Origin of the sequence: Rhizobium lentis (assembly GCF_014200175.1) — a bacterium.
GTDB lineage: Bacteria > Pseudomonadota > Alphaproteobacteria > Rhizobiales > Rhizobiaceae > Rhizobium > Rhizobium mulingense.
On record NZ_JACHBD010000006.1, the window covers coordinates 354,716 to 374,372 of the forward strand.

The 19,657-nt window shown below is 62.3% G+C and carries 18 protein-coding genes; 12 read left to right on the forward strand and 6 right to left on the reverse strand.

The annotated features are described in order from the left end of the window. Window positions 1-15: 15 nt before the first annotated feature. Together GGI60_RS16795 and GGI60_RS16800 are read right to left on the reverse strand one after the other, a co-directional pair. Window positions 16-1,239: an ABC transporter substrate-binding protein gene (locus tag GGI60_RS16795; protein ID WP_183934743.1), complete on the reverse strand. Its 1,224-nt coding sequence runs from the start codon at window positions 1,237-1,239 to the stop codon at window positions 16-18. Window positions 1,240-1,288: 49 nt separating this feature from the next. Then, window positions 1,289-2,611 carry an alpha-L-fucosidase gene (locus GGI60_RS16800; RefSeq protein WP_183934744.1) on the reverse strand — a complete coding sequence of 441 codons (1,323 nt, stop codon included), beginning with the start codon at window positions 2,609-2,611 and terminating at the stop codon, window positions 1,289-1,291. A 207-nt stretch (window positions 2,612-2,818) separates the two neighbouring features. Between GGI60_RS16800 and GGI60_RS16805 the strand changes: the two genes are divergently transcribed. The 5 genes from GGI60_RS16805 to GGI60_RS16825 all read left to right on the forward strand — a co-directional run bounded on the left by GGI60_RS16805 (window position 2,819) and on the right by GGI60_RS16825 (window position 7,768). Next, a complete protein-coding gene (locus GGI60_RS16805; RefSeq protein ID WP_183934745.1) occupies window positions 2,819-3,826 on the forward strand; it encodes a LacI family DNA-binding transcriptional regulator in 1,008 nt (335 codons plus the stop codon). Between the two features lie 118 nt (window positions 3,827-3,944). Further along, entirely contained in the window at window positions 3,945-4,673 is a 729-nt protein-coding gene (locus GGI60_RS16810; RefSeq protein WP_183934838.1) for a FadR/GntR family transcriptional regulator, read from the forward strand. A 275-nt stretch (window positions 4,674-4,948) separates the two neighbouring features. Next, window positions 4,949-5,962: an ABC transporter substrate-binding protein gene (locus GGI60_RS16815; protein ID WP_183934746.1), complete on the forward strand. Its 1,014-nt coding sequence runs from the start codon at window positions 4,949-4,951 to the stop codon at window positions 5,960-5,962. A gap of 94 nt (window positions 5,963-6,056) precedes the next feature. Further along, a complete protein-coding gene (locus GGI60_RS16820; protein ID WP_183934747.1) occupies window positions 6,057-6,875 on the forward strand; it encodes an ABC transporter ATP-binding protein in 819 nt (272 codons plus the stop codon). Window positions 6,876-6,886: 11 nt separating this feature from the next. Next, window positions 6,887-7,768, forward strand: a complete 882-nt coding sequence (locus GGI60_RS16825) for an ABC transporter permease (RefSeq protein ID WP_183934748.1) — start codon at window positions 6,887-6,889, stop codon at window positions 7,766-7,768. Between the two features lie 257 nt (window positions 7,769-8,025). Here the strand turns inward: GGI60_RS16825 and GGI60_RS16830 are convergent, their stop codons facing one another. Together GGI60_RS16830 and GGI60_RS16835 are read right to left on the reverse strand one after the other, a co-directional pair. After that, the gene (locus GGI60_RS16830; RefSeq protein WP_183934749.1) at window positions 8,026-9,426 is read right to left on the reverse strand and encodes a sensor histidine kinase; all 1,401 of its coding nucleotides are present in this window, start codon (window positions 9,424-9,426) and stop codon (window positions 8,026-8,028) included. Beyond that, window positions 9,416-10,084: a response regulator gene (locus tag GGI60_RS16835; RefSeq protein WP_183934750.1), complete on the reverse strand. Its 669-nt coding sequence runs from the start codon at window positions 10,082-10,084 to the stop codon at window positions 9,416-9,418. The genes GGI60_RS16830 and GGI60_RS16835 overlap by 11 nt, the downstream gene beginning before the upstream one ends. A 205-nt stretch (window positions 10,085-10,289) precedes the next feature. On the opposite strand from GGI60_RS16835, the gene GGI60_RS16840 reads away from it, so the two are divergent. Both GGI60_RS16840 and GGI60_RS16845 read left to right on the forward strand, forming a co-directional pair. Further along, window positions 10,290-10,856, forward strand: a complete 567-nt coding sequence (locus tag GGI60_RS16840) for an isochorismatase family protein (protein ID WP_183934751.1) — start codon at window positions 10,290-10,292, stop codon at window positions 10,854-10,856. Continuing rightward, a complete protein-coding gene (locus GGI60_RS16845) occupies window positions 10,853-11,863 on the forward strand; it encodes a GlxA family transcriptional regulator (protein ID WP_183934752.1) in 1,011 nt (336 codons plus the stop codon). The genes GGI60_RS16840 and GGI60_RS16845 overlap by 4 nt, the downstream gene beginning before the upstream one ends. Here the strand turns inward: GGI60_RS16845 and GGI60_RS16850 are convergent. Next, window positions 11,858-12,706, reverse strand: a complete 849-nt coding sequence (locus tag GGI60_RS16850) for a carbohydrate-binding protein (protein WP_183934753.1) — start codon at window positions 12,704-12,706, stop codon at window positions 11,858-11,860. The two genes, GGI60_RS16845 and GGI60_RS16850, sit on opposite strands and share 6 nt — an antisense overlap. 70 nt (window positions 12,707-12,776) lie before the next feature. After that, window positions 12,777-14,570, reverse strand: coding sequence for a heparinase II/III family protein (locus GGI60_RS16855; RefSeq protein WP_183934754.1), 1,794 nt, complete (start codon window positions 14,568-14,570; stop codon window positions 12,777-12,779). Window positions 14,571-14,790: 220 nt separating this feature from the next. On the opposite strand from GGI60_RS16855, the gene GGI60_RS16860 reads away from it, so the two are divergent. From GGI60_RS16860 to GGI60_RS16880, 5 genes are read left to right on the forward strand one after another with little or no spacing between them, the layout of a single operon-like run. Continuing rightward, a complete protein-coding gene (locus tag GGI60_RS16860; RefSeq protein ID WP_210314477.1) occupies window positions 14,791-15,771 on the forward strand; it encodes a carbohydrate ABC transporter permease in 981 nt (326 codons plus the stop codon). Next, window positions 15,768-16,604, forward strand: coding sequence for a carbohydrate ABC transporter permease (locus GGI60_RS16865; RefSeq protein WP_064685982.1), 837 nt, complete (start codon window positions 15,768-15,770; stop codon window positions 16,602-16,604). The genes GGI60_RS16860 and GGI60_RS16865 overlap by 4 nt, the downstream gene beginning before the upstream one ends. A 4-nt stretch (window positions 16,605-16,608) precedes the next feature. Next, window positions 16,609-17,781, forward strand: coding sequence for a glycoside hydrolase family 88 protein (locus tag GGI60_RS16870; RefSeq protein ID WP_183934756.1), 1,173 nt, complete (start codon window positions 16,609-16,611; stop codon window positions 17,779-17,781). A gap of 15 nt (window positions 17,782-17,796) precedes the next feature. Further along, window positions 17,797-18,906: an ABC transporter ATP-binding protein gene (locus GGI60_RS16875; protein WP_183934757.1), complete on the forward strand. Its 1,110-nt coding sequence runs from the start codon at window positions 17,797-17,799 to the stop codon at window positions 18,904-18,906. 18 nt (window positions 18,907-18,924) lie between these two features. Next, window positions 18,925-19,638 (forward strand): YesL family protein, encoded by a 714-nt coding sequence (locus GGI60_RS16880; protein WP_183934758.1) that lies wholly within the window; start codon window positions 18,925-18,927, stop codon window positions 19,636-19,638. Window positions 19,639-19,657 lie beyond the last annotated feature (19 nt).

The following is a 19,657-nucleotide window of genomic DNA, read 5'->3' on the forward strand; positions in this document are numbered from 1 at the left end:
CCCTGCCGCAGCGCTCTATTGCTGCGCGAGGCTCTGGATGGACTCCATCGTCTGCTTGGCGTCGGCGGTGCCGCCGAAGGCCGGCGGGAAATACTGGTTGAACAGGTTTTCCACCGCCGCCCAGTTGTTGGTGATCACATAAGGCACCGAATGCGCCAGCGAATAATCGAGCGCCTCGCCGCCATTGGTGATGTCCTTGGCTGCCACCTTGTACCATGAGGATTGCGAGGCCGAGCGGGCCGGCAGCGCACGACCCTGCTCGGCGAGATATTGCAGCGCTTCGGGGCTCGTCAGCACCTGGATCGCCTTCCAGGCCGCATCCTTGTTCTTGCTCGTCGTGGCGATACCGAAACCGGAGCCCGCCGTGACGGCGGCAAGGTCCTTATCATTTTCGCGCGGCAGGGTGGTCAGGCCGATCTTGAATTTGGCTTTGTCCTTCATGCCGATGATTGACCAGGGTCCGTCGACATACATGGCGACGTTACCCGAATTGAACCGGCCCTGGATGAATGTGCCGACATCGGCGCTCGACGGCACCAGCGGCGCGATCTTATCCTTGGCGGGAAAGCTGATCACCCTGTCGGCGGCGGCAATGGCGCTGGGATTGGTAAGATCGAGTTCTCCGGCATCGTTGACATATTTATCACCCCAAGCCGCGGCCAGGACGGAATAGTTCTGCGGAGTGATCCCGAAGCCGTACTTGCCGTCTTTCGTCAGCTTCTTGGCGGCGTCGGTAAACTCGGCGAGCGTCCAGCCCGGCTTCGGCAGCGGGATACCTGCTGCTTCAAGTGCATCCTGGTTATAATAGACGACCCAGGGACCAACGTCATAGGGTAGACCATAAAGCTGCCCATCAACCGACATGCCGCCGATGATCGATGGCGTAAAGGCGCCGATGTCGAATTTCTCCGCCTCGATCCGTTCGTTCAGAGGTTCAAGCAAGGAATAGAAATTCGGCATGCGCAGCGACTGCATGGAAACGATGTCGGCGAGCTGCCCTGACGCCGCCAGCACAGGCAGCCGCGTCCAGTAATCGACCCAGCCCGTCGTCGTCAGCGTCACTTTGATATCGGGATATTTGGCGGTCACCATGTCGGCCAGGTGCTGCCAGCCCTTGGTATCGGCCTCGGAACCGGTCCACATCTGCCAGGTCAGATTGATCTGTTCGGCCGATGCTGTTGTGGCAAAGAGGCTGCCGCCGACAGCGGCAAGCGAAAGCGCTTTCTTCAGAACCTTCATGGGTTTCTCCTCCCTCCATGACGCAATGAACACGCGAGTGCGACCGAGTTCACGCCTTGAGGACGATCTCGATCACCGGGACGGTAACGTCAGGTCGCCGGACCGGCAGTTCGAGCGTGATCATGCCCTCCGGCACCATCACGCCGATATTGGAATCCACTTCTTTCGTCTGGCTGAGCCAGCGCACTTCGCTGGCATCGTGCAGGAACTGCGCATAGGCGATCCTGTCGGCGAGGCCTTCGATATGAATGTGGCGGTAGGGCCAGTTGTAGACGTGCAGGTAGAGGCGGTTGCCGCGCTGGGTGTAGCGGCAGCCGGCCGGCACCGGAAATTCGGACGGACCGGCGCCATAGATCGAGCGCCCATTGACCTCCATCCAGTTCTGGTAGACCTCGAGCGCGGCAATGGCGCGGGCGTCAAAGGTGCCGCGGCCGGTCGGGCCGACATTCATCAGGAGGTTGCCACCGAGCGCCACGGAATCGATCAGCAGTTGGATGATCTGCTCCGGGCTCTTCCAGCTGTCCTCGTCGCGGTGATAACCCCAGGAGCCGCTGAAGGTGTGGCAGGCTTCCCAGAGTACCCCCTGGCTGGCGATGGCAGGCGCCACGCGTGGGGTATACTGCTCCGGTGTCGTTACGTCGGGCAGCTTGCCCGGCGGCAGGTCGAGTCGGTTGTTAACGATGATTTCGGGCTGCAACTCACGCACCAGCTCCAGCAACCGCTCGCTCTCCCAGTCCGCGCGCCCCTTGCCGGGCAGGCCGCGATATTCGCGGCGGGGATAGCTGAAATCGAACCAGATGATGTCGATGCGACCGAAGCCGGTCAGAAGCTCGCGCACCTGTTCGCGCATATAGGCGGCGTAAATGGCGATGTTGCGCCCTGAGTTCAGCGCCTTGGCATCGGGATGGTTGCGCAGGGGATGGTGGACGTCGATCGGAAAGTCAGGATGGTGCCAGTCGAGCAGCGAATAATAAAAGCCGATCTTCAGCCCCTCGGCGCGAAACGCTTCGACCAGAGGCGTCAGCAGATCCTTGCCGCGGGGCGTGTTCGGCGCCTTGTAATCGGTGACCTTGCTGTCCCAGAGGCAGAAACCTTCGTGGTGCTTGGTCGTCACCACGACATATTTCATGCCGGCAAGCCGGGCGCGGCGCGCCCAGGCCTTGGGATCGTAGAGGTCGGGATCGAAATTCTCGAAATAACGCTGGTAATGGTCGTCGTTCAGCTCTTCGCGGTTCTTCAACCACTCATGCCGCGCCCCGAGCGCATAAAGGCCCCAATGGATGAACATGCCAAGGCGATCATGGCTGAACCAGGCGTGCTTGGCCGCCCCTCCCGATTCAGGATTTTCCGGTTGGCGTTCCGAACTCGTCACAGGTTTCTCCTCCCTGTTTTCCAGCTCGACATCATATCGAACCGGTTCGGCGATTGATCATCTTGCTTGATCACTTGCCTGTCAAGCTGAAATTCTGAAGTCGTGAAACTCATTGTATCGCCGCACATTCTGACTAATTATGGAGGATAAGTTGCGCAGACGAAAGAAATCTGACAAAAGAAGGGCTTTAGAACCGGTTCGATAAATATGACGACGATACGAGATGTCGCGCGCCTGGCGGGGGTTTCGATCTCGACCGTCTCGCTTGCGCTCAACAGCCCGAAACGGGTCGGCGCCGAGACGCTCGACCGCATTCAGCAGGCGATCAAATCGACCGGCTACCGCATCGATCCGGTGGCCCAGACGCTGGCGCGCGGGCGCAGCTCGCTCATCGGTTTCGTGTCGGCCAATCTCAGCAATATGTTCTTCGGCGATATCCGCCGCGAGATCGAGCACCAGGCGCTCGACCATGGCTATTTCGTCCTGATCGCCGACTCCTCCGGCAGGGCCGATCTCGAACGGGCGCTGTTGGAGCGGATGGAAGCGCAGAAGATTGCCGGCATCGCGCTGGCGACAAACGGCCACGGCGCGGAGTACGCGGCCTTCCTGCGCGACTTCAAGACGCCGATCGTGATGTTCGACCAGAAGGTGGAAGGTGCCGAGCGCGATTTCGTCGGCTCCGACAATCCGCTGACGACCACCATCCTGACCGAGCACCTGCTGCAGCTCGGCCACCGGCGTATCGCCTTTATCTCCGGCCCGAGCGGCCTGCACACCGCCGATGAGCGCCTGAAGGGCTTCATGGATACGATGGCGGCGGCCGGCGTCGATGTCGATCCTTCGCTGGTCACCGAAGGCGGCTATACGAGGACGGGCGGCCACGCGCAGGCGATGCGGCTGCTCACCCGCCGCGACCGGCCGACCGCCATCATCGGCGCCAACAACATGATGGGGCTCGCGACGCTGCAGGTAATGCAGGAAATGGGCTTTCGCTGCCCCGAGGACGTATCGCTGGCGATGGTCGACGACGTGCCCTGGAGCAACGTCATCACGCCGCGCATCACCATGGTGGTGCAAGATGCCCAGAAGCTCGGCGAATTGGCGGCGCAGCGGCTGCTGGCAAGAATATCGAGCTCCGCGGCGGCGGCAGAGCCGCCGCAGGATTTCATCCTGACGCCGAGATTCGTGCGGGGGGAGTCGACCAGGCGGCTGTGAGGACTTGGCACTCGCCATTGAAAGATCCGAGAATTTGTCATACATGTGTGATGAATCGTAAATTTCGGAGTGCCGCCGGCATCCGGATCAAGGTCGACGCAGGGGTGAAGGCGTGGTTATGCAGGGGAAGGAGCGCGGCAGGGGCTCGGGGTCTCTGGTCTCACGGGTCGGCGAAAGCCTTCGGCAAGCCATTTTGAGCGGGCAGTATGCCGCCGGCGACAAGCTTCCGAGCGAGCATGAACTAACCGAAACGCACAGCGTCAGCCGAACCGTGGTGCGCGAGGCCGTCGCCGCGCTGCGGTCCGACGGGTTGGTCGAGGTGCGCCAGGGTGCTGGAATTTTCGTGATCAGCCCCGACCCGGCGCTGGCGGGCCGGAAGGTCGACAAGGCCCGCGTCGCTTCCGATCTCGAAGTGCTCGAAATCCGCACGCCCGTCGAAATCGAGGCAGCAGGACTTGCCGCGCTCCGCCGTTCGCCGGCGCAGGAGGAGGCGATCTTCGAATGCCACCGGAAAATCCTCCATTGCATCGAGGCCGATCAATCCATCCGCGAGGCGGACCTGGAACTCCATGTCGCCATCGCCGAGGCGACGAACAATCCGCTGTTCAAACACTTCCTGGAATCCCAGGGCTCGGCGATCATCCCGCAGTCGAGGCTCGTCCCGGAAACCAGAACTGCCGAGCAGACCGCCTATCGCAAGCTGATCCATCGCGAACATGAAGCGATCATCGTCGCGATCTCCGACAGGGACGATCAGGCGGCGCGCAACGCCATGCGCGAGCATCTGGTCGGCAGCCAGGCGCGATATCGCAATCTGCTGCGGGATCTGCGCAGCTTTACGAGCTGAGGGGCGGCGGGAAGCGCCGCAAGCTCTCCGGGAATCGCGAGGCCAAGCCTTCATCCGGCCGCAGCAAGCGAATCTGCTGGCCGATTGCGTCGCCGAGTCTATTGTAGGGTGCTGCGCAGCCCTATCCGCATGTGGCATGGACGTGCGCTCTACCCGTCCGCGGCTGAAAGCTAGTTGAAAGCTTCGGCGTCATAGGAAAAGGCAGCATCGTGGAGGAGACACGGGTCAAAGGTGGCGAGACGACGATGCGGGTAAACCACTAGGAGGAGTTTTCCATGCGTTCTTCACGCAGCCTTTTTCACACCGTTGCTTTTTCCGCCCTCTTGGCCGCGGCATCGCTGACCACCAGCGCCGCCCACGCGGCCGACAAGATCACTATCATGGTCGGCGGCTACGAGAAGCAGATCTATCTGCCCGCCAAGCTCGCCGAATCCCTCGGCTACTTCAAGGACGAGGGGCTCGATGTCGAGCTTCTGAACGAAGCGGCCGGCGTCGATGCCGAAAACCAGCTGCTGGCGGGCGCCGTCCAGGGTGTTGTCGGCTTCTACGACCATTGCGTCGATCTGCAAGCCAAAGGCAAATTCGTTGAATCCATCGTCCAGTTCAGCCAGGCGCCGGGCGAGGTCGAGATGGTGTCGAGCAAGCATCCGGAGATCAAGTCGCCGGCCGACTTCAAGGGGAAGAGCCTCGGCGTCACCGGTCTCGGCTCCTCGACCAATTTCCTGACCCTTTACATGGCCTCCAAGGCTGGCCTGAAGCCCGGCGATGTCGTCACCATTCCCGTCGGCGCCGGCGGCACCTTCATCGCCGCCATGCAGCAGGATCAGATCCAGGCCGGCATGACGACGGAGCCGACGATCTCCCGGATGATCAAGACAGGCGAAGCGAGCGTTCTCGTCGACATGCGCACTGTGGAAGCGACCCGTCAGGCGCTCGGCGGCACCTATCCGGCCGCCTCGCTCTACATGGAAACGTCCTGGGTCGATGAACACAAGGAAGAGGCGCAGAAGCTCGCCAACGCCTTCGTCAAGACGCTGAAATACATCAACACCCATTCCGCCGCCGAAATCGCCGACAAGATGCCGAAAGATTTCTACGTCGGCGACAAGGACGGCTACATCAAGGCTCTCGAAGAGGGCAAGGGCATGTTCACGCCGGATGGCGTCATGCCGGAAGACGGCCCGAAGACCGTGCTTGCCGTGCTCTCGGAGTTCTCCAAGAACGTCAAGGGAAAGCAGATCGACCTTTCCAAGACCTACACGACGGAATTCGTCAAGAACGTCAAGTAAGTCAGCCGCGCCGCTCCCGGCTCCCAAGCGGGAGCGGCCTCCGTTCGATCATGGGCATTGCGTGCGCGCCCTCAAGCACGCCTCAGGTATCACCATGCAACAGGACAACAAACAGGTCCCGGCGATCGAGCTGATCAATGTCAGCCGCCGCTTCGTCTCGCCGACCGGCAAGTCGCTCACTGCGCTGCGGGATTTCAACATGACGGTCGGCCGCGGCGAGTTCGTCGCCGTCGTCGGCCCCACCGGATGCGGCAAATCGACGACGCTCAATCTCGTGACAGGGCTCGCACGCCCCTCCGCCGGCGAAGTCCGCCTGATGGGCGGGCCGATCACCGGCATCGACCCGCGTGTCGGCTTCGCGTTCCAGACCGACGCGCTCTTTCCCTGGAAGAACGTCATCGACAACGTCATGGCCGGTCCGCTGTTCCGCGGCAAGTCGCGCGCGGAAGCGGAAAAGAGCGCCCGCGATTGGCTGGCCCGCGTCGGCCTGTCGAAATTCCTGCACCACTATCCCCATCAGCTCTCCGGCGGCATGCGCAAGCGCGTCTCCCTGGCGCAGACCTTCATCAACGAACCCGAGATCCTGCTGATGGACGAGCCTTTCTCGGCGCTCGACGTGCAGACCCGCACGGTCATGCACGAGGAACTTCTCAAGCTCTGGGCAGAGCGCAAGGCTTCGGTGGTGTTCGTGACCCACGATCTCGAAGAGGCAGTGGCGCTTGCCGACAAGGTCTATGTGCTGACCGCCGGTCCGGCCACGGTTAAGTCGGTCTATACGATCGATCTGCCTCGGCCGCGCGTGGTGTCGGAGATCCGCTACGAGCAGAGTTTCATCGATTACTGCAAGACGATCTGGGAAGACCTGCGCGAAGAGGTCGAGACCAGCTACCGCCGCGCAAGCGAAGCGGCCTGAGGGAGGATATCATGGCACACATCACGCTCGAGGCCGGTTCGGCCGCTCTCTTTCGCCCGGGCACGTCAGACGCCGAGATCGAAGCCTCCGCACTGAGGGCGATGCGTCGGCGCAACACGCTGGTGCGCTTCTGGCAGATCGCCATCCTGGTCTTCGTCATCGGCATGTGGGAGCTTTCTTCCCACTTGCAGTGGATCGACCCGTTCTTCTATTCGAGCCCGAGCGGCGTTCTCGAGCGCCTTTACGAATGGGCGACGGAGGGCACCACCGAGGGATCGCTCTGGTACAATCTCTGGGTAACGATGGAGGAGGCGCTGATCGGCTTCTTCGCCGGCTCGATCACCGGCGTCTTCGTCGGCATCGGCCTCGGCCGCAACCGCTTCCTGTCGGATATCTTCTCCGTATACATCAAGGCGATCAACTCGATCCCCCGCGTCGTCCTCGCTCCGATTTTCATCATGATCATGGGTCTGGGCCTGCCGTCCAAGGTCGCGCTCGCCTTCATCATGGTGTTCTTCGTCGTCTTTGCCAACGCCTTCCAGGGCGTGCGCGAGGCCGACCGTAACATGATCGCCAATGCCCGCATCCTCGGCGCCTCGGACTGGCAGGTGACCCGCACGGTGGTCATTCCCTCGGCGATGAGCTGGATCTTTGCGAGCCTGCACGTCTCCTTCGGCTTTGCGATCATCGGCGCGATCGTCGGCGAATTCGTCGGCGCCCGTTTCGGCATCGGCCAGCTCATCTCGATCGCCAAGGGCACATTCGATGCAGCCGGCATGTTCGCGGCAATTCTCCTCGTCATGGTCGTAACGCTGGTTGCCGAATACATCATGACGCTGATCGAGAACCGCCTGGCGAAATGGAGGCCGCAGCAGCAGCTCGATACGCAGTAACCAGATCGACCTCCCTCCCAAGGCAGATCGAAGGAAGGCCGGGCGCAAAGCCCGGCCTTCGTGCGTTTGATGGCAAAGTCGGTTCCCCTTCGTCGTGCTCGAGCTTGCCCCGAGCATCTGCCTCCATTCGGTAGGGCAGCAGATCCTCGGCACGAGGCTGCACAAGGCCGAGGATGACGCGGGGTAGAGAGCGAGGAGCGTCATTAACCGGTGGTGGGCGCTATACCCGGCTCTCTTCTATTCGATGAGCCTCCGATCTAAGCAAGCGGAAGCCGCACGGTCACCACCAGACCGCCGCCTTCTGCATCACCAAGCGACACCAAACCTCCGGCGCCTTCGACGACCTCGCGGACGATTGCAAGCCCGAGGCCACTCCCCTCGCTTTCGGTCCCCATGATCCGGTAGAAGCGTTCAAACACCTGGTCGCGCTCACTCTCGGGAATGCCTGGCCCGTTATCCTCGACGGTGATGACTGCGCTTCCGTCCGACTGCGTGACCGAAACAGTCACCCGTCCGTCCGCACCGCTATAGCGGATGGCGTTGTCGATGAGGTTGACCAGCATTTCACGCAGCATGGTGCCGTCGCCCCCGACGATGACGGGGCCGTCCGCTTCCAGGCCGACATCGAGGTTGCTTTTCAGCGCCTCTTCGGCATGCGCTTCCAATATCTCACGGGCGGCCTTGCTGAGATCGGTCCCATCTCTGCGCGGGCGCCGGCTCCCGGGCTCGGCGCGCGACAAAGTCAGGAGCTGGCCGGCGAGGCGGGAAATCTGCCGGGTGCTGGCGCGGAGCGCCGCAAGCGCCTCGTCCCGGCGAGCCGCATCCTCTTCGCGGGCGGCCACGCTCGCTTGCGTCGAAATCAGTGCCAGCGGTGTTCTGAGCTGATGCGCCGCATTCGATACGAACCGCCGCTGCGCGGCCATCTGGTTCTGGACGCGCTCCATATGGTCGTTCAGCGCATGGACGAGCGGGCGCAGCTCGCTCTGCACCATCTCCGGCGGCAGCGGATCGAGACGATTGCGGCCGCGCGCTCGCACGGCGTTCCGCAATCTCAACGCCGGCGCCAGGCCGCGCTGCAGCCCGAGGATGGTCACCAGGCTCGCCAGGAAGACGAGCACGAACTGCTTCGAAAAATCCGAAAGCCACAGCTGCTTTCGCATCGCATATTGGCTGTTATGCGTCACCGCGACGGTCACGGAGATCGTGCCGTCATCGGGAAGTCCGACAACGGGATGGTCGAGCATCAGGACGCGCACATCGGCGCCATGGAAGGCTCGATCCTCGCCGACGCGCTGGGCCGCCGGCAGCGGCAAGTCGGGAAAGCCGCTCACCAGATTGCCCCACACGGTGATGACTTGATAGAAGACGTGGTCGCCGAAACCAGTATCGAACATCTCGAGCGCTGCGGGCGGCACATCGACCTGGACATTGCCGCCCTCGTCGACGCGCACCGCCTCGGCAATGACGCGGGCCGAGGCCAGGAGCGTGCGATCCGTCACCAGTTTCGCCGTCGCATCGGCCGACCAAAAGCTGTCGTAGAGATTGAAGCCGATCGCGCCGAACAGCGTCAGCAGCACCAGCGAAAGCAATTGCACCCTGAGGCTCTGGCTAAGCCGGCCGAAGGCGGCGCCGATCTTGCTGTAGACGCTATTGAACATGTCTGAGGAGATAGCCGAGGCCGCGCAACGTCGCGATCTGCACGGAGCTGGCCTCGAGCTTCTTTCGAAGCCTGTGGACATAGATTTCGATGGCGCTCGGATCCGCCTCGTCGTCGAAACCGAAGACGCTTTCGGAAAGGGCGGCTTTCGAGACCGTATTGCCCAGCTTCATGACCAACTGCTCGAGAACGGCATATTCGCGCGGCGTCAATTGCAGCGGCTCGCCTTCGACGAAGAACTGCCGTGTCCCGCCGGAAAAGCGCAGGTTCCCGACCGTGATCTCGGACGATGCCCGGTCCTGCCCGCGGCGCACCACCGCGCGGATCCTGGCTTCGAGTTCGGCGATTTCGAAGGGTTTGGCGAGATAATCGTCGGCGCCGCTGTCGAGCCCCGCCACGCGGCCGTCCAGGCTTGCATTCGCCGTCAGGATGATGATCGGAAGCTTGTTGCCAGATTGTCTCAACCGCTTCAGAAGCGTCAACCCGTCCAGCTTTGGCAGCGAAAGGTCAAGGATCATCGCCGAATATTCCGCCACCTTGAGCAGATGCTCCGCGTCTTCGCCATCATGGGCGATGTCTATGGCATATTGCGCCTGCCGCAGGGCTTTGCCCAGCCAGGCCGCCAGATCCTTGTTGTCCTCCACCACAAGCAGTCGCATCCGATCCCCTTAGCACGTGCGGAGGGGCTCGCGGAAGCGCGCGCATGGAAGGCCGGCAACATTCGATATCGCCTGCCGCTCGCAGTATCGGACCGCTCTCCACCATGAATGGCGCGAAGTGTCCGCTATTTGTCCGGCGTGTGCATTTTCCTCTGTCCTTAGATCGCCGAATATGGCTTCATGATCAACATCCACGGAGCAAGAAATGTCCGGCCATGATACCATCCTTCTCGTCATCGACGCTCAGGAGTCCTTCCGGCAACGCGATTATTGGGATGAAAGCCTCGCATCCGTCTATATCGATCGCCAGCAGGCTCTGATCGACGGCGCGCAGGCCAAAGGAGTACCCGTCATTCAGATCTTCCATGTCGATGGAAGCGGTCCGTTTTCGGAAAACTCGGGCTTCGTCAGAACGCTCGCTCCGCTGAGGGTCACGCCGAACGTGGTCTTCAAGAAGCGCCGTCACAGCGCCCTCGTCGGTTCGGGGCTCGACGTCTGGCTGACCGAGAATGGCGTGCGTCGCATCATCGTCTCGGGCATCCGCACCGAACAATGCTGCGAGACCACGACCCGCCACGCCTCGGATCTCGGCTATCAGGTTGATTATGTCGGCGAAGCGACCCTGACCTTCCCAATGACCGACGCGGCGGGACGCACCTGGAGCGCCGGGGAAATCCGCAGCCGAACGGAACTTGTCCTGTCGGGTCGTTTCGCCAGGATCGCCACCGTCGAACAGGCGCTGGCGGGGCACGGAGAGCCGCTCGCCGCATGACGGACACCGCGCAGCCCTTCGATATCTCCGTCTTCGTCGTCGTGCCGCCGCGCGTGCTGCTGCTCGACGTCGCCGGCCCGATCGAAGTGCTGCGCAAGGCGAATCTCGAACAGCAGGCAGTGCGCTTCAGCGTCACCTATATCGGCCCGTCGGCAACGGTCGGCAGCTCGATCGGCCTTGCCGTCACCGGTGTCGCCGCCCTGCCGGAGCACCTGCCCGATCGAGCGCTCGTCGTCATCGCTGGCAGCGCCGACGCTCCGATGGAGAACAATCGTCCCTGGGACGAGCAGGAGCGCGCTGCGCAGGCCGCCATCGTCGCGTGGCTGAAGCGCGCCATCCGCCCGGGGATTCGATTGGTCTCGATCTGCTCCGGCGCCCTGCTCGCCGCCGAGGCCGGGATGCTCGACGGCCGAGAATGCACCACGCATCACGGCTGCATGGAGGACCTGGCCAGACTCGCGCCCACCGCGCGCATCCGGGACAACCGGCTCTATGTCGAGGACGGCGAGCGTCTGACGAGCGCCGGCATCACTGCCGGCATAGATCTCATGCTGCATATCGTCGCCGAAGCGGCGGGGCATGCCTGCGCGCTTGCAGTGGCGCGATATCTCGTCGTCTATCTCAGGCGCGGCGGCTCGGACCCGCAGCTTTCGCCCTGGCTCGAAGGCCGCAACCATATCCATCCGGTCATTCACCGTGCCCAGGATGCGGTTGCCGCCGACCCCACTCGCGACTGGTCGGTCGCCTCGCTTGCGCACCTCAGCGGCGCCAGCCCGCGGAACCTCTCGCGGCTGTTCAACGAGCAGACCGGCATGAGCGTTACTGATTTCGTCAACCGCATGCGCGTGGCCCTCGCCCGCGAGATGCTCGCCGGCTCGCGGCTGGATATGGAGGCCGTGGCGATGCGCTCAGGCTTCGGCTCGGCCCGGCAGCTGCGCCGGGCGTGGAACCGGCTGCATGAGAGCCCGCCGAGCGCGGCGCGGCCGAAGCCGGCTTTGGGTTCATAGAGGAAGAGAAAGAGCGGCAGGCCCGGCCCGATCTTCGGCAGCGACGGCTGCGGCGCCAAGCGCCTCCGTCCCCCAGATTTCGATCTGCGTCAGCGCCGGAAAGGGCGAACTGTCCTCGGCCTTGATAAGCCCGTGCAGCTCCACCCATTCGACGGTGCAGGGCTCTATCTGAAAACGCTGCGCCGCGCCGGATTTCACCAGCGGAAAAGCGGAGGTCCTGCCGTTCGAGAAAGTGACGCTCGCCTGCTCCCACCATGAATCATGCGGGAAATCGGCCCTGAGGTAGAAGACGACCTCGTCGATCCGGACCGACCGGCCGAACTCCACCGTCAGTGTAGCCTCGGGATCGCGATTGATGCCCCAGCTGGTGTAGGGCCAGAAGCCGTGGTTGTCGTTGGCCTTTTCGCCGTCGATTGCGTTGCGTGCGGCAAAAACCGCTTCGCCACGGGTTTCGACATTGGCGCGTGCATGCGGAAAGAGCGCCCGGTTGGCGTGATCGTCCCAGGGGTTCAAAGCGAGATTGCGCCGCTGGGCGCCCTCGTCGGGCCGCGCGCTTCGCACCGAAAGCCGGTGGATATCGCCCTTGAAGGCGTTCGGCGAGTAGGATTTGCGCTTGTCGCCGAAGGGCACGGCGAGCGAATAGGCGCTTTCCCTGATATAGACCAAAGCGGGATGGACTGCGCTATCGAGCGCGAGGAAGACATGGCCGGGCTCGGAAGCCTCGACGACGACGCGGTCGCCTTCGCGATAGCTCTGGCGATAGACGAGAAAGGTCTCGTCCCGCCCGGTGGCGCTTCCCAGCACGAACCCATCGGCATCCACGATCTTCAGCGTCAATTCCATGTTCGACCTCCTCAGAGCAATGATGCCGAAAAGTGTAAGCGGTTTCCGGACAACATCATGCTCTAACTTTTCAATTTATCTGCAATTTCAGGCGCTTGCCGGCGAGCGGCAGGCGCAGCCGGTAGAGCTTCTCGGGCCAGGCCGATCTCAGCCTGGCGTCATTCACCTCGATCTCGTCGATTTCGATTTCGCCGGCGCCGTCGACAAAAATGCTGCCGAGATCGGCGAGATCGATCCTGTTCCCGGTGATAACAGGCGCGAAGCACGTCATCAGCGACAGCACCGCCGGCCGGTCGCCGTCATGGGTATCGACGATCTCGAGATGGCGCCCCCGCAGCAGGGATACCGTGCGCCGATAGCTGCGCAGTTGCGCCTCCCCGGGATAGGCGCCTGAAATTTCGAGGGATATGCGCGCGCGCGTCTCGCCGAATTCGACCTCGACATCCCTCGCGCCGAAGGCTTCGCCGGCGGACTGCATGACGCCTTCGAATGTCGGCAGGTTGTGATAGGCCGACTGCATCGTCCAGATCTCGTAGCGCCGCGGCGAGAAGGTCCTGGCGGTATAGGTCTCGACGCCGACGTCGATCAGGAAAGGGCGACCGTTCTTGTAGAGCGTCACACTGCCGACATCGTTGTGATTGTGGGCCTCGCCATTGTTGCCGCCCTTGACCGCAAGCGAAAACTGCCCGTCGCGGGAGACGAACAGGCCGATGCCGGAATAGAAAATATCCTGCGCGGACACGGGATTCGGCTCGACCTCCGGAATTGCCGGCCCAGTCAGCAGCTCCTGCACGCGATACCAGAGGTTCCATTCCTCCGGCAGATGCGGGCTCTCGGCCGCCGCCCGGTCGGCTGCGGCGAAGGCCGCGAGCATTTCGGAGCCGACCGCCTTGCCGAACAAATATTCCCGCGCGCTGCAGGGTTCGACCACGGCGGAGGAATCCGCGAAGTTGAAATAATGGCGGCCGGCCACATGCATGTAGGCGATATATTCGGCCATGTTGCGGATCTTCGGCTGCCGCCAGACTCCGTCGAACAGCCCAGGCGCGACGCTATCGAGCACGGTCAGCGCGCCGTGCAGGCAGAGAGCGGCGTGGCGGTAATAGACCACGCCTTCCTCGCAGGCGCCGTCCTCGGCATAGTCCTTGAGGAAAGCATCGAGGCTGCCGAGCGCCTTTTCGATAACGGCGCGGCGCGTCGGCTGATCGGTCTTCAGCGAGAAGGTGGTCAACAGGATGTTCTGGGTTATCCAGGCGGTCCAGTTGTTCATCCGCTCGTCGCCGCTGCCCATCCACCAGAAATGCCGGTCGAGATAGGGCGTCAGGATGCGGGCCTCGATCTCGCGCTTCACACGCGCGGCAATCTCCGGGCTGATGCCGTCGAGCGGACCGCGGAACAATGCGACGATCGTTGCCAGAAGGGCTGACGTTTCGGCGGCGAAGAGATCGACGACCGGCTGCGAATTATCGGGCAGCGGCAGACGCGTGCCGCCACGCCCATAGGCATTATGCGCCGGAAGCTGCCAGCCACTTTCCTCCGCGATCAGGAAGATGCCGTCGACGATTCGGGGCAGGAATCGCCCGCTCCCTTCGACGAGTTCAGCCAGCACCAGATCGTTGAGCATCCGCCGCCGCGTGAAATAAAGCTCCTCGAAGCGCGAACGATTGCCGGTGGCCGTGTATTCCCGGTAATCCGAGGCGGTGATCAAAGGCCATTCGCGCGGGAGCGCGACCTCGGCGTCGCGGACGACCACGTCCCGCACGGCCTGCGGCACCGCTTTCCATCTCTCACGATCAGAGTAGACGGCTCCCGGCGTGAAATCGCCGAGGATGTCCGGCAACGCGCCTGAAATCTCGCTGAACATGTCCCTCCCCGCACTGGAAAAGCATTGACGGGCGTCTGGCCTTCACTCCCACCTATCATATGTTTTTGGTGCTCGCTATAAAATTTGTATGATCTATTCAGAACTTGTTTGACCAATACCGGAGATGTGCTATGTCCTTGGCAGGAGGAAGAACAGGCGGCACCCATCCGCCCGAACGGCTCTGGATTTAGATTAGGGAAACTCAGAAGCCGCCAGCGGAATGCCCGACCAGGAGGAAGCATCGGTGTCCATATCGAATTCGGTCATCGCTAGGGATGGCGCCCCGGCAACGCCACGCCGGAAGGTCGCGGCCCTATCCAAGCGCCAGCGCAAGATCCGCAGCGCGCTCGTCGCCTATTCCTTCATCGCGCCGAATTTCCTCGGTTTCGCCGTCTTCACACTCGGCCCGATCCTCTTCGCCTTCGCACTCGCTTTCATGCACTGGGACGGCTCGAATGCGATCACATTCGCGGGGCTGGATAATTTCTGGCGGCTGTTCGACGACAAGGCCTTCATCGCGGCCTTCTGGAACACGATCATCTATACGGTCGCCTCGGTGCCGGCGACGCTGCTCTGCGCGCTCGGCCTCGCCGTCCTCCTCAACCAGAAGATCGCGGGGCGCAATTTCTTCCGCACGGCGATGTTCTTCCCCTATGTCGCCTCTCTGGTCGCGGTCGCCGTGGTCTGGAACATGATCTTCAATCCCGAGATGGGACCGGTGAACATGATCCTCTACACGCTCGGCCTCGACCCGAAGAATATGCCGGGATGGGCGGCCGACCGCCACTGGGCGATGGTGACGGTGATCCTCTTCGGCATCTGGAAGAACATGGGCTATTACATGGTCATCTACCTGGCCGGCCTGCAGGGCATCAATTCCGAACTCTACGAGGCCGCCGATCTCGATGGCGCGAATTCCTGGCAGAAATTCATCCATGTCACCGTGCCGCAGCTCGGGCCGACCACTTTCTTCGTCACCGTCATGCTGACGATCCAGTCCTTCAAGGTGTTCGACCAGATCTTCATGATCACCCAAGGCGGCCCTGGCACTTCGACGCTCGTCCTCGTCTACCACATCTATAACGAGGCGTTCATTTCCTGGGATCTCGGCTATTCCAGCATGATTTCGCTGGTGCTGTTCTTCCTCGTGCTCGCGGTCACGGTCTTCCAGTTCCGCCGCCAGAGGGAGGACGAGGCATGAGGATCGCCGGACGTAAGATCACCGTCAAAACGGTCCTCCTCTATGTCATCGTCATCACGGTGACGGTGGTGATGCTGATGCCCTTCGCCTGGATGCTCTCGGCATCGCTGAAGCTCAGCCGCGACGTTTTCGCCTTCCCGATCGAATGGATACCGTCGCAGCCGCAATGGCAGAACTACGTCGACATCTGGACGAAGATCCCGCTTGCGCTCTTCATCTACAACACCTCGAAGCTGACGATCATCGTCACGCTGCTGCAGCTTCTGACGTCGAGCTTTGCCGCCTACGCCTTCGCCAAGCTGAACTTCCCTTATAAGAACACGTTGTTCCTCGGCTATATCGCCACCATCGCCATGCCCTGGCAGGTCTATATGGTGCCGCAATTCCTGCTGATGCGCGAATTCGGCCTCAACAACACGCATCTCGCGCTGATCTGCCTGCAGGCCTTCACCGCCTTCGGCGTTTTCCTGATGCGGCAGTTCTACATGTCGATCCCTACCGAACTTTGCGAGGCGGCCCGCATCGACGGCATGAACGAATACCAGATCTGGGCGCGCATCATGCTGCCGCTGTCGAAGCCGGCGCTCTCGACGCTGACGATCTTCACCTTCGTCAGCACCTGGAACGATTTCCTCGGGCCGATGATCTATCTCACCAAGACCGAGCTGAAGACCGTCCAAATCGGCCTGCGCATGTTCATCTCGCAATATTCGGCCGAATACGGGCTGATCATGGCGGCCTCCGTCGTCGCCCTCGTGCCCGTTCTCATCGTCTTCCTCGCTCTGCAGCGCTTCTTTGTCGAGGGCATCGCCTCGACGGGACTGAAGGGGTAAATCCATGAATGCCGTTTCAACAGTCGCCCCGCAGCCGATCACCGACAAGGAAGTGAACGCCGCGCTCGATCTCGCCGTCGCGCAGGTCAGGCGCAACCTTCCTCAGTTTACTTACGCTGCGCAGAACCATTCGAGCGTCAACAACTTCTATCCCGCCGTTGCCAACGACCAGTGGACGGCCGGCTTCTGGCCGGGGGAGCTCTGGCTCGCCTTCGAGCATAGCGGCGATCCGGTGTTCCGGCATGCCGCGCAGATCCAGGTCCAGTCCTTCCTGCATCGGATCGTCAACCGTATCGAGACCGATCATCACGACATGGGCTTTCTCTATTCGCCCTCCTGCATCGCCGCCTGGAAACTCGTCGGCGACGAGGACGGCCGCAGGGCCGCGATCCTGGCCGCCGACCAGCTGATCGAGCGCTTTCAGCCGATCGGCCAGTTCATCCAGGCCTGGGGCCGCAAGGGCAGACCGGAAGAATACCGCTACATCATCGACTGCCTGTTGAACCTGCCGCTTCTCTATTGGGCCACCCGCGAGACGGGCGACCCAAAATACCGCGAGATCGCGCTGACCCATGCCCGCACCACGCTCGCCAATTCGGTGCGGCCGGACGATTCCACCTATCACACCTTCTACATGGACCCGGTCACCGGCGCGCCTGTGCGCGGCGCCACCAAGCAGGGCTACCGGGACGACAGCGCCTGGGCGCGCGGGCAGGCCTGGGGCGTCGCGGGCATGGCGCTCTCCTACCGCTATGAGCGGATCGAGGAATACCGCCAGACCTTCGACCGGCTGCTTGCCTTCTATCTCAACCGGCTGCCTGCCGACATGGTGCCCTATTGGGATCTCGTCTTTTCCGATGGCGACGGCGAGCCGCGCGACAGCTCGTCCGCTTCGATCACCGCCTGCGGCCTGCTTGAGATGGCCGATCTCGTCGATGCCGATACCGCCGAGCGCTACCGCATGCTCGCGCGGCGCATGGTGAAGAGCCTCGCCGATCACTATGCGGTCAAGGATCCCGCAGTCTCCAACGGACTGGTGCTGCACGCCACCTATTCGAAGAAATCGCCCTTCAACACCTGCCGCGGCGAGGGCGTGGATGAGTGCGTCTCCTGGGGAGATTATTATTACATGGAAGCTTTGACGCGCCTTTCGCGCCGCTGGTCTTCCTATTGGTGACGTCAGGAGAAGCCAATGGCCAGCATTTCGCTTAAAGAGCTGAACAAATCCTACGGCGCGCTCACCGTCGTCCACGATATCGATCTTGAGATCGCCGACAAGGAATTCATCATCCTGGTCGGCCCCTCCGGCTGCGGCAAATCGACGACACTCAGGATGATCGCCGGCCTCGAGGAGATCTCCGGCGGCGAACTCCGGATCGGCGGCGACGTCATGAACGATGTCCCCTCCAAGGACCGGGATATCGCAATGGTCTTCCAGAACTATGCGCTCTATCCGCATATGACCGTCTACAAGAACATGGCCTTCGGCCTGCAGCTGCGCAAAGTGTCGCGTGATTTCATCGACAAGCAGGTGCAGGACGCCGCCAAGATCCTCGACATCACCCACCTCCTGAACCGCAAGCCGAAAGCACTTTCGGGCGGGCAACGCCAGCGCGTGGCGCTCGGCCGCGCCATGGTACGCAATCCTGCCGTCTTCCTGCTCGACGAGCCGCTTTCCAACCTCGACGCCAAGCTGCGCGGCACGATGCGCTCAGAAATTACCAAGCTGCACAAGCGCCTCAACGCCACCTTCATCTACGTCACCCACGACCAGGTGGAAGCCATGACGATGGCCGACCGCATCGTCGTCATGAAGGACGGCCATATCCAGCAGGTCGACACGCCGCAGAACCTCTACGACCGCCCCGTCAACATGTTCGTCGCCGGCTTCATCGGCGCGCCGCAGATGAACATGCTGCCCTCGACCATTCGGCGCCGGGGCGAGCGCTATGTCGCAATCTTCGATGGCCGGGAGCTGCCGCTGCCTGATCATTTCGACAAGAGCAGGATCGCGCCGTATGAGGGCCGCGAACTGGTGCTGGGCATCCGCCCGGAGAATTTCCACGAACTGCCGCCGACCGATATCCCTGCCGAAAATCTGGCGCCAGTTAAGGCAGTGGTCGAGCTTGCCGAACCGATGGGCTCGGAGGTGCATCTGAACATGGTCGCCGGCGGGCGCAATCTCATCGCCCGTGTGTCGCCACGCTTCCGGCCCGATATCGGCGAGGAGGCGACGCTTGTCGCCGACATGAGCAATGCGCAGCTGTTCGACAAGGAAACCGAACGATCGGTTCTCTACTGAGCGCCTGAGGAGACGGCCATGCAGTGGTTGCGGGACATGTGGACAAAGGCGGGGCCGGGCATTCCGAAGGATGCGCCTGCGAAGACCGGCCTTGCCCTGTTCGCCGATATCCTCGCCCGCGAATGGTGGGAGATGGTCAAGCTCAACATCCTGTTCATCCTCACCTCGCTCTTCGTGGTGACGCTGCCGGCAGCACTCGCCGCCATGGCGCGCGTCTCGGTCGCCTTCGCCGAAGATCGCAACACCTATCTACTCAGGGACTTCTTGGAAGCATTCCGGCAATATTTCTGGCGCGCCACCGCCTGGGGCCTGGCCTTGGCAGGCGCGCTTGCGATCGGCGTCCATGCGATCGTCACCTATGCCGCCGGCGCGCGGGGCAATTTGATGCTCGCCGCACCGCTGGCGATCGCGCTCGTCGCGACCGCTTTCCTTGCCGTGCTCGCCTGCCATCTCATCGTGTTGATGGTGATGCGCGACCTGCCGGCGCTGCGGCTCCTTCGCCTCGCCGCCCTCGCCTCCGTCGCCCGCCCGCTCCCGGCGCTTGCCGCGCTCGCGGTCAACACCACGCTGTGGCTGGCGCACATCCTCTTCTATCCGGTTTCCGTGTTCATGCCGGCTACCGTCAATTTTTCACTCGGAATGTTCGCCGTCGCATTCGGCGTCCATCGGGCAGCGGTGTTGGTTCTGGACCTGCCAGAGGCAATGCGGCCGCACCGACGCTTCATAAAATAACTGATCCAGAGACGATCCA

Excerpts from the sequence above, each read along its gene's own strand:
- GGI60_RS16860 (WP_210314477.1), top strand. The coding sequence starts at position 14,791 with ATGCCCGACCAGGAGGAAGCATCGGTGTCCATATCGAATTCGGTCATC.
- GGI60_RS16820 (WP_183934747.1), top strand. The coding sequence starts at position 6,057 with ATGCAACAGGACAACAAACAGGTCCCGGCGATCGAGCTGATCAATGTC.
- GGI60_RS16810 (WP_183934838.1), top strand. The coding sequence starts at position 3,945 with ATGCAGGGGAAGGAGCGCGGCAGGGGCTCGGGGTCTCTGGTCTCACGG.
- GGI60_RS16855 (WP_183934754.1), bottom strand. The coding sequence starts at position 14,570 with ATGTTCAGCGAGATTTCAGGCGCGTTGCCGGACATCCTCGGCGATTTC.
- GGI60_RS16825 (WP_183934748.1), top strand. The coding sequence starts at position 6,887 with ATGGCACACATCACGCTCGAGGCCGGTTCGGCCGCTCTCTTTCGCCCG.
- GGI60_RS16795 (WP_183934743.1), bottom strand. The coding sequence starts at position 1,239 with ATGAAGGTTCTGAAGAAAGCGCTTTCGCTTGCCGCTGTCGGCGGCAGC.
- GGI60_RS16875 (WP_183934757.1), top strand. The coding sequence starts at position 17,797 with ATGGCCAGCATTTCGCTTAAAGAGCTGAACAAATCCTACGGCGCGCTC.
- GGI60_RS16880 (WP_183934758.1), top strand. The coding sequence starts at position 18,925 with ATGCAGTGGTTGCGGGACATGTGGACAAAGGCGGGGCCGGGCATTCCG.
- GGI60_RS16865 (WP_064685982.1), top strand. The coding sequence starts at position 15,768 with ATGAGGATCGCCGGACGTAAGATCACCGTCAAAACGGTCCTCCTCTAT.
- GGI60_RS16845 (WP_183934752.1), top strand. The coding sequence starts at position 10,853 with ATGACGGACACCGCGCAGCCCTTCGATATCTCCGTCTTCGTCGTCGTG.
- GGI60_RS16815 (WP_183934746.1), top strand. The coding sequence starts at position 4,949 with ATGCGTTCTTCACGCAGCCTTTTTCACACCGTTGCTTTTTCCGCCCTC.
- GGI60_RS16835 (WP_183934750.1), bottom strand. The coding sequence starts at position 10,084 with ATGCGACTGCTTGTGGTGGAGGACAACAAGGATCTGGCGGCCTGGCTG.
- GGI60_RS16805 (WP_183934745.1), top strand. The coding sequence starts at position 2,819 with ATGACGACGATACGAGATGTCGCGCGCCTGGCGGGGGTTTCGATCTCG.
- GGI60_RS16830 (WP_183934749.1), bottom strand. The coding sequence starts at position 9,426 with ATGTTCAATAGCGTCTACAGCAAGATCGGCGCCGCCTTCGGCCGGCTT.
- GGI60_RS16840 (WP_183934751.1), top strand. The coding sequence starts at position 10,290 with ATGTCCGGCCATGATACCATCCTTCTCGTCATCGACGCTCAGGAGTCC.
- GGI60_RS16850 (WP_183934753.1), bottom strand. The coding sequence starts at position 12,706 with ATGGAATTGACGCTGAAGATCGTGGATGCCGATGGGTTCGTGCTGGGA.
- GGI60_RS16870 (WP_183934756.1), top strand. The coding sequence starts at position 16,609 with ATGAATGCCGTTTCAACAGTCGCCCCGCAGCCGATCACCGACAAGGAA.